An 11,564-nucleotide genomic window follows, 5' to 3' on the forward strand; every position below is an offset into this window, starting at 1 on the left:
TGATAGCCGTCCGAACAGCCAGCACCGCTCACCGAACTTGAGGTGCGCCTCCCGAGGGTTGGGGCGCCGGCGAACTTTTGTCATCAGCCGCGAACGGCATCGTCTTACCCATACCCATTGTCCCTCACGAGGGTGAGCCTGGGGCCATACGGCTGTGGGGCGCGACGCTCGCCTGGATGATCAACGATCGTGGCCCGTACTCCATCGGGCCCAGAACGTCTCGAACGCGCATCCGTGGCAGTCCTTCGCGGGCCCAGTGGCGACCGTCAGGGAGTAGATCAGACATGTCGATGACCCCGTACACCGATGCTGCTGAACGGGCGCGGAAGATGCCGGCAGCTCCTGTGCCGCAGGCTGCCCAAGGGCCCGAGATTTCCAAGGCCGGCTATGCCGTGGAGGAGATCGCCGACGGTGTCTTCTTCCTCGGTGAGGGTATGTACAACATGATGTTCGTGGTCACGGACGAGGGCGTCATCGCCGTCGACGCGCCACCGACCCTCGGCCACAACATCCTCCGAGCGATCCGTAGCGTGACCAGCCGCTCAATCACCCACGTGGTCTACAGCCACCAGCATTCAGACCACGTCGGAGCGATCTCGGTCTACCCCGATGACGTGCCACGCTATGCCCAACGCATCACGGCGGAGCGGCTTGCAGCGCTCGGCGACCCGAACCGCCCCCTGCCGACACATGTGTTCGACGACACCCTGACAATCGACGCAGGAGATCACAGCCTGCAGCTCGACTACAAGGGGCCCAACCACGCCGAGGGAAACATCTTCATCTTCGCCCCGAAGCAACGCGTCTTGATGCTCGTAGACGTGATCTTCCCCGGCTGGGTTCCGTTCTCGAACCTCGCGGTCTCCGCGAACATCCCGGGCTTCGTCAACGCCCACGAGCAGGCACTCGGCTACCCGTTCGAGAAGCTAGTCGGCGGACACGTCAACCGACCTGGCACTCCGGACGACATAAGGACCCAAATCGAGTACATGAATGACCTGCGTTCCACCACCGAGGCAGCGCTCTCCTCGGTCAATCTGAATGAGATCATGGCCCCAGTCGACACCGCCAATGCCTGGGCCGTTTTCAAAGCCTACCTAGACGCCGTTGCCGCGCAGGCCGCCGACGAACTCGTTCCACGATGGACAGAGCGCTTAGGCGGCGCCGACATGTTCACACTGCCGAACGCATGGGCGATGGCAGAAGCCTTGCGCCTGGACTATGGCAGAATGGGCCCATTCGGCATCGCGCCTTGAGTTTGGCTCTCGCACAAATTGATCGGTACGGCAGAGGGCACCTCCAGGCCTACTCATTTTTGCCGCTGGTCGGGCGCGGCAGCCAGCGGGTGAGGCCCATCCGACCCTGCCGATGGTTGGACGCCTAGCCGCTACAGAACAGTGGGTGCTTGAAACGTTGCCCGGACTACCCTCATTGGCGTGCCCGTTGATGATCTTCCGTTGCCTCCCGCGTTCGAAGCGGTCACGGCCTGGGCCGGTGCTGGGCGGGTGCTGCGTGCCGCCGAGCTGGACGTGGCAACGTGGCGGCTTCCCGAGCCGCAGAAAGCCGCGCTGGTCTCCTGTGGCGTACCGCTGATCGATGACCTCGTGGGTGCGGTGTCATTCCACGCAGAGCCGACAAGGTACCGGTTGGCGCACTTCGACGACCTGGACTGGGTGTACGGCGCCGCGCCGGGGACCGGCGAGGTGCAGGTATGGGCGTCGGACGGCAGCACCAGGTTCGTCAACTCGACGATCAACCACTGGCTGTGTTCGCTGCACCTGGTCGGTCGCTGGCTGACCAGCTCGACCGTCATCGGCCGCTGGGACGAAGACCGACAGGCCGAAGAGGCAGCACTCGCGGAGCTCGCCGACCTGTTGGAGCGGATCAGGGCCCTTGACCCGCCCGCGTTCGGGGACGGTGACCATCGAACCCACTTCTGGCCCGCGGTGCTCGACCGGTGGCTCTACTGATCGACCCAGACATCCTCTTCTGCCACCCACCGTGCGCTATTCAGCGTCACGGCAAGCGGATCGAGCGGGCGCCCCGCCGCGCCGACGAGAGGACGCTTGGTATACGGGTTCACGCGCCTCGTTGCCACGGTTGGGGGCCCACATGTGCAAGGGGTAGCCCCGCTTCGGCGGCGGTCGCCATAGGTAGTCCTTGGTCGGCCAGGCCGATGAACCCGATCCCGGGTTGCGCGGTGGTCGTGCTCATGAGGCGATGCTGTTCAGCTCGGTCAGCTCGTCCTCGGGAAGGGTCAGCGCAGCACCGGTGACGTTCTCGCGCAGGTGCGCGACGGATGAGGTACCTGGGATGAGCAGGATGTTCGGTGAGCGCTGTAGCAGCCACGCCAGCGCGACGGCCATCGGTGTGGCGTCGAGACGGGTGGCGACTGCGTTCAGTTCCTCGGACTGGAGTGGGGAGAAGCCGCCGAGCGGGAAGTAGGGCACGTAGGCGATGCCCTGTGCGGCGAGGGAATCGATCAGGCCGTCGTCGGCCCGGTTCGCGATGTTGTAGAAGTTTTGCACACACACGATCGGCGCGATGGACTGTGCCTCGGCGATCTGCTCGGCGTTGACGGTGCTGAGACCGAGATGCTTGATCAGTCCCTCCTGCTGCAGCTGGGCGAGCACGGTGAACGGCTCGGAGATCGAGCCGGGAGTGGGTCTGTCCAACCCGCCGACGCGCAGGTTGACGACGTCGAGCACGTCCAGTCCGAGGCGATCCAGGTTGTCGGACACGGCTTGGCGCAGCTGCTCGGGTGCTAGCGCCGGCGGCCAGTTCCCCTCGGCATCTCGCAACGCTCCGACCTTCGTCACGATGTGCAGATCGTCGGGATAAGGGTGCAGGGCTTCCTTGATGATCTGGTTGGTGACGTACGGGCCGTAGTAGTCGGCCGTGTCGATGTGGTTGATTCCCAGGCGCACGGCCTCGCGTAGCACGGCCACGGCAGCGTCGCGGTCGGCCGGTGGGCCGAATACATGCGGGCCGGCCAACTGCATCGCGCCGTACCCCATCCGGGTGACCGTCAGGTCGTCGGCCATGGTGAACGTTCCACCCGGAAGTGCCTTCGCCGCCATGAGAATTCCCATCCTTGTTGTCGCCAGTCCCCGGGCTTCCCGCCGACGCGGGCGCCAAACGCGGCGGCGTCAGCACGTGATGGCTTCACACTCCGCACCGTGGCCCCGGGCGTCGGCGGGCCACACAAGGCGCCCTTGTTTGCCGCCGACCGGGCGTCACGATGCGTGACGGGCGTGCGGTGGCGCTCGATGCGCGGTCTTGCCGAGCTGAGTTCATGGGGCCGTGCCACGTCTACTAGGGCAGCCGTACTTCGTGACCTGATTATGTGAGTCGGGCCCGGTGGTGATACCAGCAGGTGATACCAGCGGGCGCGGGCATGGTGGTGGCGTTGCCAGGATGACCAGTGCAGGTAGTGCTCGACGGGCCGCCAGAGGCGGGTGAGCAGGTTGCACAGTCGTTTGACCTCAAGAAGTAGGCCAGGTCGGTGGGCTTGGTCAGGCTGCGGCGGATCAGCAGGAAGTGCCGCGTCGCGGGTCGGTCCCGGTTGGTGAGGGTCGTGGTGGCGGTGACAGACCGAGAGGGCCCCCGAACGGTCATAACCGAGGCCCGCCAGCGAGCCGCTCTTCTCCCAATCGAGTAACGCTGCGTGTGACTGCACGGCGCTGGCGTACGCCATGATGGGTACGTGGAGTTCGAGCCTTACCGGGGTGAACTGGTGGCGTACTGCTACCGGATGCTGGGCTCGTTCCACGACGCCGAGGATCGGTGCAGGAACCGATGTTGCGCGCGTGGAAGGCCCGCGACCGGTACGACCGCACGCCGCGTCTGTCCGGACCTGGCTGTACCGGATCGCCACCAACGCGTGCCTGACCGCACTGGAGGGGCGTGCGCGACGGGCGCTGCCTTCCGGCTTGGGCGCGCCGAGCGACGATCCTGGCGCACCGCTCACGCCGGCGTTCGACATCCCCTGGCTACAGCCATTTCCCGACGCGCGGATCGACCTGGAGTCGCGGACGGACATGCGGCTCGCGCTGGTGGCAGGGGATGCAGGTCCTGCCAGCACGTCAGCGGGCCGTGCTCCTGCTCCGCGAGGTACTGGAGTTCAGTGCCGCCGAGGTCGCCGCGCAGCTGGGGACCACGGTCACGGCCGTCAACAGCGCGCAGTTGGCTGGCCGGTGGTAAAGGCAAACCGGCCAGCCTGCTGCACTTGAAGCTGGCAAGCGACGCCAGGCGGTCAAGATTTTGGGATGGTCACGCGATGCTGGGCACGGGCAGCGGCCGCTCCTTGGGGTTGGCGCCGAAACGGTTCGTCCCGGGCGTGCTGTCCAACACAAAGAACACCAGCAGGACGACGGCGCCGACGATCGGCACCAGTCCGATCAGCAGCCACCACCCCGACCGGTCGGTGTCGTGCAAGCGTCGCATCGCGACCGCCAGCGTCGGCAGCAGCAGCGCCAGGTTGACGATGATGCCGATGACACCGGTGGACCCGTCCGACCCGAGAGTCGTTCCCAGCACACTATCCAGGATGGCAGCGGCAAGACCAACAAGGACGGTGAACAGGGCAAACCACCAGTACTCAGACCGGCGGGCCCGACCCGTGAAGCCGACGTACTGAGTAAGAACCGACCTGATCGCGGCAGTGAAGGACATAACTGTCTCCGGTCTCTCAAGTGGGAGTTGCAAGGTCGTCGCGGACGCAGCCAAGCAGATCGCCCCACCGGGGGTCAATGGCCGAGCAGCCGCCGACGAATAGAAGCCGCCACGCCAACAAGACGAACATCCGCAACTGCCGCTGGTCCTGCGCATCGGAGTCCGGGACGCCATCACTGACCGTGCCGGCCGCCCACCCGCCGAGAAAACCGTGTCAGCCTGCCCTGGTGCCGGAACTCCAAGATGGCACAGTCCTGGCACACTCACCGCTGTGACGAGGTTCGAGTTCCGGGTCACCGATGTGTTCGACATCCGGGGACGCCGCGGGCTGCTCGTCGTCGGCACGGTGCTGCAGGGCATCGCTCGATCGAGTACAAGGCTCCGTGATGTCTCGACCGGGCACTCATTCGGCCTGCTGGGCATTGACCTGCACACTGTTCACGAAGCCCGGACATGAGCGGGTTCGCCCTGCTGGTGGACCGAGCCGAGCGCGACTACGCCCAGCCCGGCCGCGTGTGGGTCGCAGACGTCGAACCATGATCAGGCGTACTGATCTGCCGCTTACCGCGCGTCACCCATGATAAGCAGGGGCGTAACCTCAAGCGTTCTACTTCGTGTGTTGCTCCGGCCATGCCTCGAGGCGCACGACGAGGTGGCGCAGAGCCGCCTCAAAGGCCGCATCGTCGAGGTCCTCCGCGCGCCGACGGCGCCACAGCTCGGCAAGATCGTCCTTGTAGCTACCTGGAGGACGAGTCGGAGAGCCACCACGGTTCGCCGACTGGAGCTGCCCCGGCTGCCCGAAGCGACGAGTGACCGTTGGTCAGTCATTGTCAAGAGTAGTGTGCCGTCGTCCGCGACGGGGGCCTCAGCGATCGTGGCGCCGTTGGGAGTGAGTGCAGCTGTTAGCCAGGTAGCCTCGTCGGCAGCGGTGCCCTGAACCCGCGAAGCGGCCTCGATACACCACTCGGTGTCCAGGTAAAGGCGGCTTTCCTGCGGCGGCGTCGATCGGTTGTCACAGAAGCCGAGAAAGGGCCATGCCTGGCGGAGGCCGATCTCCACGACGAAGCAGCCGGCGAGTTGTGCACGCTTCTGCCGCTGATAGCGCACACGGCTCTGCCGATGAGGGCACCTGCGGAGGACCATCCGTGTTTCCTGCGCACGATTGGGCTGGACGCGCGTGTTTGGCAGGCAAGCGATGCGGCAGGCCTGTCACACCGATGGGCGGGTCGTCGACATCGCCGTCATGGGGGTGGACCTTTTCGGTCAGACATAGCTGAACAACGGAGGGAAGAGGAGGACCACGATCCAGGCCCACACTGCGTACACGGGTAGGTAGCCGGTCTGCCAGCGCTCGAGCGCCGCGAACGGTGTGCGCCGCCGGATGAACCTCAGCAACAGCCACGCCGAGTAGGCGAGGTTGGCCAGCAGGATGACGTTCTCGCCGAGCGCGGCAGCCCTGTTGGGTGTGGTGCCGTACTCGTCGGTGATGCGTCCGGTGATCGCGAGCAGTACCAGTACGTCGATGGCCAACGCGCTGACCACGAGAGCGAGCTGAAGTTTGTCGAACAGGCCGGTCGGGGCCAGCGGATCGCGGGCTGAGATCGAGTAGAGCAGTAGGCCCAGCACCACGACCAGCAGGAGGTCGAACAGGATCAGCGCTTCGCGCTCCACGTTGATGCCATGGCTGGTCCAGACGACGGCGACGAGGAAGGCCAGCAGTGCTGCCGTGAACAGCGGAGTGAATAGCCGCGTGAGCACCGGAGCGATATTTTCGACGACGCTCTGCTTGGCCTCGACCAGCCACCCGGCCACGACAGCCCCGGCCACGGCGCCGCAGGGAAGGAGCCACTGCGAGATGAACTCCTGCGGGATGATCCCGATGGCATTGAAGGTGTGGAACAGGAACAAGCTGAGCACACCGCCGCCGAGGGCGATGAGGACGAAGTAGATGAACCACTCGCCGGTGAAGCGGATGAAGTCCATGCGTCGGCGCGAGGAGCGCCAGTCGTCGGCAACGTAGGCCAGACCCACCACAAGCCACAGGGCGATGGGGAGGTGGATGCTGGTGAGGACCAGCGACTTTGACTCCTCGGCCAGGGGGTAGGCGTTGGCCGCCACCGCGCCGAGCCCGAACAGCGCCACCAGTGTCCCGATCAGCGGGCGTCGGGCCTGTCGGCGCCAGGCCAGGAAGACCGCCAGCCAGGGCAGGGCGAACAGGGTGAAGTTCCGCGCGTAGAACGCGCCGTCGTCCGCCAACCTCAACCCGAACAGCTCCGGCACCTTGATGGACACCGCCGCGCCCGCCGCGCAGAGGACCATCGCCCACATGTCCCGCCGTGAGTGCGTGTCCGCCGCCGGGCTGTCAGGGTCGCCGGTCAGCACCAACTGCTTCCACAATCGTTCCGAATGCTCCCGGGCGAACTCGCGCGACAGCTCGTCGAGGCTGCCCATCCGCTTCACCGCGACGAGGAACGCCTCGTCCGGGCTCAGGCCTGCAGCTATGAGCTCGTCGACGGATCCGCGGAGATGGTCTTCGAGTTCGTCGACGTCGGACGGCTGCAGTTCCCTACGGCGGAGCACGTAGCGACGCCACTGCTCGAACTGCGCCTCCAACTCCTCCTGACCCTCCCGCGCCGTCATGCCCGGCACCCCAGCGGGATCGCCGTCAGCGGCCTGCGGTCGCCGAGGCCGAGCCAGATCTCCTTGAGCGCGTCGGTGACCGTGTCCCACTGGCGGCGTTGCTCGGCCAACTCAGCCAGGCCCTTGTCAGTGATGCGGTAGTACTTGCGCCGCCGCTCGCCGGCTACCGACTGCCAGCTCGACTCCGAATAACCGAGGCGCTCAAGCCGGTGCAGCAACGGGTAGAGCAGCCCCTCGGTCCAGTCCAGCTCGCCACCGGACAGCTCGTTGATCCGCCTGAGGATGGCGTAGCCGTAGCTCTCCCCCTCGGCCAGGATGCCGAGCACCATCGGTGTCGCCGAGGCGGCCACCAGATCCTTGGCGACCTTCACGAGAACTCACCCCGTTCCATACCTAGAAGTATTGTGCATAGTACTGCTAGGTATTGTGTGGCACAACGGCCCGGTCACGCGTCCCTGGCGGCGGTACCCGCGATCCCGCCGCAGCCAGATGACCTCTCGTAGCCGAGATCCGGGCGTGACGCGGTCGCCGAGGTGACGATTTCGTTCGCAGTCGTTCGTCTAGGAGGTGACTGGCCGCCGGAGGGCGGCACGCAGCATGGAAGGGAGCAGGTTTATGCGTTCGATCATGGTCACGATGTGGATCACCCTCGACGGTGTCGTGCAGGGCCTCGGCCGCCCGGACGAGGACACCCGCGGCGGCTTCACGCATGGTGGTTGGGGCCAGCGGTACAACGACGAGGTGATGGGCCGCGAGATGGCCAAGGCCATGACCAGGCCGGGGGAGATGCTGTTCGGCCGCCGCACCTGGCAGGACTTCATCACCGCATGGGGACGCCGGCCTGATCGACCACTACACCCTGCTCATCCACCCGCTGACCCTGGGCACCGGCACCCGACTGTTCGAGGGCCCCGCCCCACTGACCGAGTTCGACCTGACCGACAGCGTCACGACCACAAAGGGTGTGATCATCGCCCACTACACCCGCCGTTGAGCGGGGATCGTCGAATATCCGGTCATGCCGCTGGTCAGCCGCAGCAGATCATGCCGCCCTCGCGGGGACCCGATACTCGGTGCTGGCGCGACGATTCAGGTCAAGGTGCCGCTGGTCTCGCCGGTCCCTGTCAGCCGTTCGCTGAACCGGATCAACAACAGACCAGCGCCGAGGACGAGGCCGGGTCCCATCACGAGGACCAGGGCCTGGGTGGGTCGCGACAGCACCGGCACGGTCGACAGACCAAGTGGCTGTGGCAGGCCGAGCTGGATCGCGACGAACCCAGCCACGTCCGCCCCCAACAGGGTGTACACCCGAGGTCGGACGGCACCGTCGACCCCGCTGACCGCGGCCAGGGCGAGGGCCAGCACGACCGCGGAAGTTGCGCCGGCGACAGCGTTGGCGAGTTCCGATGAGACGACGAAGGAGACGTGGAACCCCGGGTCGATAGAGCTTGCGGGGGGCGGCCCGTGGTACCCACTTAAGGTCCTCCAGACGTTCGCTGTCACTGGTACTGACAGCGGCGGAGGACCGAACTCATCGCGGCGATGAGTTCGGGGTGTTGGCGCGGTCAGAAGAAGTGACAACCAACGACTGAGGAGAACCGTGATGACCGCAGCAGTGATCCGCTACCAGACCAAGCCCGAGGCCGCCGACGAGAACCAGCGTCTGATCGAGAACGTCTTCGCAGAGCTGGCGAGCACGGCACCACCCGGCCTGCACTACAGCTCCTTCCGGCTGGCCGATGGCGTCACCTTCGTCCACGTGGTCGACGGTGAGGGCCTGCCAGAATTGGCTGCCTTCCAGGAGTTCCAACGCGCCCTCGGCGACCGGCTGGCCGTCGGACCCGCCCGCGATGACGCCACCCTGGTCGGCTCGTACTCCGCCGGGGTGGTGGCCGCGAACGGCTAGCGAGAAGGCCCGCGGCGAGTCGGGTTGGCAGGTGAAGCGCTCAGGCTGCGTCGAGTGAACTGAACTGGATGCCGGCGAGCCGCCATCCGTCGGGCAGTTCGATCCACACCTGACTCAGTCGGACTGCCAGCGTCATCACCTCACTACGCCAGGTCGCCCGGCTGCGCTGAACGCAGCGCACGATCGCGGTGCGGTCGTAGTAGCGCACGTCCAACTCGGCTGTCTCCAGGGAGAGGTAAGCGAAGTCAGCGTGTCTCTCGATCCACTGCCGCTTGTCAAGCTGGAAGCCCCGCTCGCCGATAGACATGAAGTCATCCGCCAGCAGGGTGTGCAAGCGATCGGTATCGGCGTGCAGCTCGGCGTCGTCGAAGGCTTGTCGGAGTTGGCGGATGTCGGTTGTCACGTGGTGATCCTGTCGCTGGTGGTGTCGGACGGTTGGACTTCCAGGAAAAGGCACAGGACAGCCGGTTTCACATCGTGACGACCAGCTTGCCGGTCGTGTGCAGGCGGACGAAGTCGATGCATGCTTGAACGCCATCGTCAAGGCTGTAGCGGCGGCCGATGGTGGCCGGCAGGTCGCCGCGGATCGCCAGTTCACCGACCTCGCGCATCCCGCCGAAGGTGCCGTCCATGTCCAGCACGAAAGCCAGACCGACGTCGTCGCGCCCGATCCACTCCTGCTGCGGTACCGGATAGGTGATCGTGAGGAGGCGCCCGCCGGGGCGGATGGCGCTGGCAAATCCGGCAAGGTGGTCGCCCGGCAGGGTCAGGTTGACGCGACGTCAACGTCGCGGGGGTACTCGGACTCCGCGTACCCGATGGTCACGTCAGCGCCGAGAGCACGCAGGATGTCGGCATCAGCGGCGGTCGCGGTAGCGATCACCCGCGCCTTCGCGCGAGTAGCGGGACCACCGCCGTACCGACACCGCCGGAGCGCCGACGACCAGGACGGTCTCGCCGGGCTGCACCTCGGCGGTGGCCATCAGCACCCGTGCGGTCAGGCCGATGGTGGGCAGGGCCGCCGCCTGCTCTACGTTGAGGCCGGCCGGGCGGCGCGCCAGAAACGGGGTGTCGGCCTCGAAGACCGCGTACTCGGCCAGCGAGCCGGTGCTCAGCGACGGCCGGGTAGCACCGGCCATCGCTCGCAGTACCCGAGGCACGGCCTGGCCGAAGATCTCGTCACCTACGCGGTACGCGGTCACGCCGGCGCCGACCTCGCTGACCGTGCCGGCGAAGTCGTTGCCGGGCACGTGAGGAAACCGCAGTGGCACGGTGTCACGGAACTCCCCGCTGGGCAGCCGGACGTCCGCCGGGTTGATCGACGCGGCGGCGATCCGGACCTGGATCTGCCCCGGCCCGGGCTGGGGCACCGGCACGTCGGCCACCGTGTACTCCTCGGGTGGTCCGTAGCCGGTCGCGACAACTGCCTTCATGCACTTCCTCCAAAAACGGACCGCGCGGTCATGTTCTCCGGCGGCAAGCTAGCAATAAGCGGACCGGCCGGTCAACTTGCTAGGGTGGCGACGTGACCCGTCCCCTGCGTGCCGACGCCGCCCGCAACCGGCGGCTGCTGCTGGCCGCGGCTGCCGACGAGTTCGCAGAGCGGGGTCTGGACGCCTCGGTCGCCGACATCGCCCGCCGAGCCGGTGTCGGGAAGGGCACGGTGTTCCGCCATTTCGCCACGAAGGACGACCTGATCGCCGCGATCGTCCTCGACCGCATTGACGCGCTCAACGCGGCCGGCGAGAGACTGCTCGAAGCGGCGGATCCGGGCGCTGCGCTGCTGGAGTTCCTCACCGTCGCCGCGCATCAGAGACAGCAGCGCGACCTGTCGTTCCTGCAGGAGGCCGGCGAGCTGACCGAGGAGGTCACCAAAGTCCGCGCGCAGATGTTCCACACCGTGCACAGGCTGGTCGATCGGGCCCGTGAGCACGGCGCCGTCCGGGCCGACGTCACCGGCGCGGACGTCATCCTGCTGATGTGCGCGCCGAACTACGTCACCAGCTACGTGCCAGGCGCCTCGCCCGACCTGTGGCAGCGCTACCTCGCCATCATCTTCGACGGCCTACGCCCAGAAGGCGCCCACCCGCTGCCCCACCCGCCGCCGCTAACTCCTTGACGCCGCGAAACAGGGTCTGACCACGGATACCTGCTAACAGCGCCGGAGAACGCTCGGCTGAACGTCCTCATTTAGCCGCTGTCCGCGCGTTGGTAGCGCCTGGCGCCGTGCGCTGTCATGCCGATCTGAGGTGCGACACGAGGTCGCACGTGTGGAGTGAGTACGTCGATTGGAGGTCGGGTGTAGATGCCCGAGACGTAGCTCCCGGTCAGTGTCCGAGACCGG

The 11,564-nt window shown here is 66.5% G+C and carries 15 protein-coding genes; 7 read left to right on the top strand and 8 right to left on the bottom strand.

Annotated features, from left to right (window positions below):
- The first annotated feature begins 284 nt into the window (after window positions 1-284).
- A complete protein-coding gene (locus JNW87_RS08675) occupies window positions 285-1,256 on the top strand; it encodes an MBL fold metallo-hydrolase (protein ID WP_161557826.1) in 972 nt (323 codons plus the stop codon).
- Between the two features lie 180 nt (window positions 1,257-1,436).
- Window positions 1,437-1,970 carry an SUKH-4 family immunity protein gene (locus tag JNW87_RS08680; protein WP_161557825.1) on the top strand — a complete coding sequence of 178 codons (534 nt, stop codon included), beginning with the start codon at window positions 1,437-1,439 and terminating at the stop codon, window positions 1,968-1,970.
- A 240-nt stretch (window positions 1,971-2,210) separates the two neighbouring features.
- Here JNW87_RS08680 and JNW87_RS08685 read toward each other — a convergent pair whose 3' ends face one another.
- Window positions 2,211-3,080: an aldo/keto reductase family oxidoreductase gene (locus tag JNW87_RS08685; RefSeq protein WP_109801858.1), complete on the bottom strand. Its 870-nt coding sequence runs from the start codon at window positions 3,078-3,080 to the stop codon at window positions 2,211-2,213.
- A gap of 985 nt (window positions 3,081-4,065) precedes the next feature.
- Between JNW87_RS08685 and JNW87_RS41395 the strand changes: the two genes are divergently transcribed.
- Window positions 4,066-4,203, top strand: coding sequence for a sigma factor-like helix-turn-helix DNA-binding protein (locus JNW87_RS41395; RefSeq protein WP_375373480.1), 138 nt, complete (start codon window positions 4,066-4,068; stop codon window positions 4,201-4,203).
- Window positions 4,204-4,272: 69 nt separating this feature from the next.
- On the opposite strand, the gene JNW87_RS08695 is transcribed toward JNW87_RS41395, so the two are convergent.
- Entirely contained in the window at window positions 4,273-4,674 is a 402-nt protein-coding gene (locus tag JNW87_RS08695; protein ID WP_109801857.1) for a DUF805 domain-containing protein, read from the bottom strand.
- Between the two features lie 271 nt (window positions 4,675-4,945).
- On the opposite strand from JNW87_RS08695, the gene JNW87_RS08700 reads away from it, so the two are divergent.
- Window positions 4,946-5,131, top strand: coding sequence for a hypothetical protein (locus JNW87_RS08700; protein WP_109801856.1), 186 nt, complete (start codon window positions 4,946-4,948; stop codon window positions 5,129-5,131).
- A gap of 806 nt (window positions 5,132-5,937) precedes the next feature.
- Here the strand turns inward: JNW87_RS08700 and JNW87_RS08705 are convergent.
- Both JNW87_RS08705 and JNW87_RS08710 read right to left on the bottom strand, forming a co-directional pair.
- Window positions 5,938-7,314 carry a permease prefix domain 1-containing protein gene (locus JNW87_RS08705; RefSeq protein WP_109801876.1) on the bottom strand — a complete coding sequence of 459 codons (1,377 nt, stop codon included), beginning with the start codon at window positions 7,312-7,314 and terminating at the stop codon, window positions 5,938-5,940.
- The gene (locus JNW87_RS08710; protein WP_109801855.1) at window positions 7,311-7,685 is read right to left on the bottom strand and encodes a PadR family transcriptional regulator; all 375 of its coding nucleotides are present in this window, start codon (window positions 7,683-7,685) and stop codon (window positions 7,311-7,313) included. Before JNW87_RS08710 ends, JNW87_RS08705 begins: the two co-directional genes overlap by 4 nt.
- Before the next feature lie 509 nt (window positions 7,686-8,194).
- Between JNW87_RS08710 and JNW87_RS08715 the strand changes: the two genes are divergently transcribed.
- Complete coding sequence (locus JNW87_RS08715) at window positions 8,195-8,308, top strand: hypothetical protein (protein WP_236647846.1); 114 nt, start codon at window positions 8,195-8,197, stop codon at window positions 8,306-8,308.
- Window positions 8,309-8,403: 95 nt separating this feature from the next.
- Here JNW87_RS08715 and JNW87_RS08720 read toward each other — a convergent pair whose 3' ends face one another.
- Complete coding sequence (locus JNW87_RS08720) at window positions 8,404-8,679, bottom strand: hypothetical protein (protein WP_146231067.1); 276 nt, start codon at window positions 8,677-8,679, stop codon at window positions 8,404-8,406.
- 238 nt (window positions 8,680-8,917) lie between these two features.
- Here JNW87_RS08720 and JNW87_RS08725 point away from each other — a divergent pair, with 238 nt between their 5' ends.
- On the top strand, window positions 8,918-9,220 hold the full coding sequence (locus JNW87_RS08725; protein WP_109801853.1) for a hypothetical protein: 303 nt from the start codon (window positions 8,918-8,920) through the stop codon (window positions 9,218-9,220).
- A 40-nt stretch (window positions 9,221-9,260) separates the two neighbouring features.
- Here JNW87_RS08725 and JNW87_RS08730 read toward each other — a convergent pair whose 3' ends face one another.
- From JNW87_RS08730 to JNW87_RS08740, 3 genes are all read right to left on the bottom strand, one after another.
- Window positions 9,261-9,623 (bottom strand): nuclear transport factor 2 family protein, encoded by a 363-nt coding sequence (locus JNW87_RS08730; RefSeq protein ID WP_201749649.1) that lies wholly within the window; start codon window positions 9,621-9,623, stop codon window positions 9,261-9,263.
- Window positions 9,624-9,690: 67 nt separating this feature from the next.
- Window positions 9,691-9,852 carry a hypothetical protein gene (locus tag JNW87_RS08735; protein WP_236647837.1) on the bottom strand — a complete coding sequence of 54 codons (162 nt, stop codon included), beginning with the start codon at window positions 9,850-9,852 and terminating at the stop codon, window positions 9,691-9,693.
- Window positions 9,853-10,077: 225 nt separating this feature from the next.
- Window positions 10,078-10,653: an alcohol dehydrogenase catalytic domain-containing protein gene (locus JNW87_RS08740; RefSeq protein WP_236647835.1), complete on the bottom strand. Its 576-nt coding sequence runs from the start codon at window positions 10,651-10,653 to the stop codon at window positions 10,078-10,080.
- Between the two features lie 92 nt (window positions 10,654-10,745).
- Between JNW87_RS08740 and JNW87_RS08745 the strand changes: the two genes are divergently transcribed.
- Window positions 10,746-11,339: a TetR/AcrR family transcriptional regulator gene (locus tag JNW87_RS08745; RefSeq protein ID WP_109801851.1), complete on the top strand. Its 594-nt coding sequence runs from the start codon at window positions 10,746-10,748 to the stop codon at window positions 11,337-11,339.
- Window positions 11,340-11,564 lie beyond the last annotated feature (225 nt).

Source organism: Micromonospora sp. ATA51, from assembly GCF_016802855.1.
In the GTDB taxonomy this organism is placed as follows: domain Bacteria; phylum Actinomycetota; class Actinomycetes; order Mycobacteriales; family Micromonosporaceae; genus Micromonospora; species Micromonospora sicca.

Bases quoted from the DNA above. Each gene is read 5' to 3' on its own strand.
- JNW87_RS08675 (WP_161557826.1), top strand. From the start codon at position 285: ATGTCGATGACCCCGTACACCGATGCTGCTGAACGGGCGCGGAAGATG.
- JNW87_RS08685 (WP_109801858.1), bottom strand. From the start codon at position 3,080: ATGGCGGCGAAGGCACTTCCGGGTGGAACGTTCACCATGGCCGACGAC.
- JNW87_RS41395 (WP_375373480.1), top strand. From the start codon at position 4,066: ATGCAGGTCCTGCCAGCACGTCAGCGGGCCGTGCTCCTGCTCCGCGAG.
- JNW87_RS08695 (WP_109801857.1), bottom strand. From the start codon at position 4,674: ATGTCCTTCACTGCCGCGATCAGGTCGGTTCTTACTCAGTACGTCGGC.
- JNW87_RS08705 (WP_109801876.1), bottom strand. From the start codon at position 7,314: ATGACGGCGCGGGAGGGTCAGGAGGAGTTGGAGGCGCAGTTCGAGCAG.
- JNW87_RS08725 (WP_109801853.1), top strand. From the start codon at position 8,918: ATGACCGCAGCAGTGATCCGCTACCAGACCAAGCCCGAGGCCGCCGAC.
- JNW87_RS08735 (WP_236647837.1), bottom strand. From the start codon at position 9,852: ATGGACGGCACCTTCGGCGGGATGCGCGAGGTCGGTGAACTGGCGATC.
- JNW87_RS08740 (WP_236647835.1), bottom strand. From the start codon at position 10,653: ATGAAGGCAGTTGTCGCGACCGGCTACGGACCACCCGAGGAGTACACG.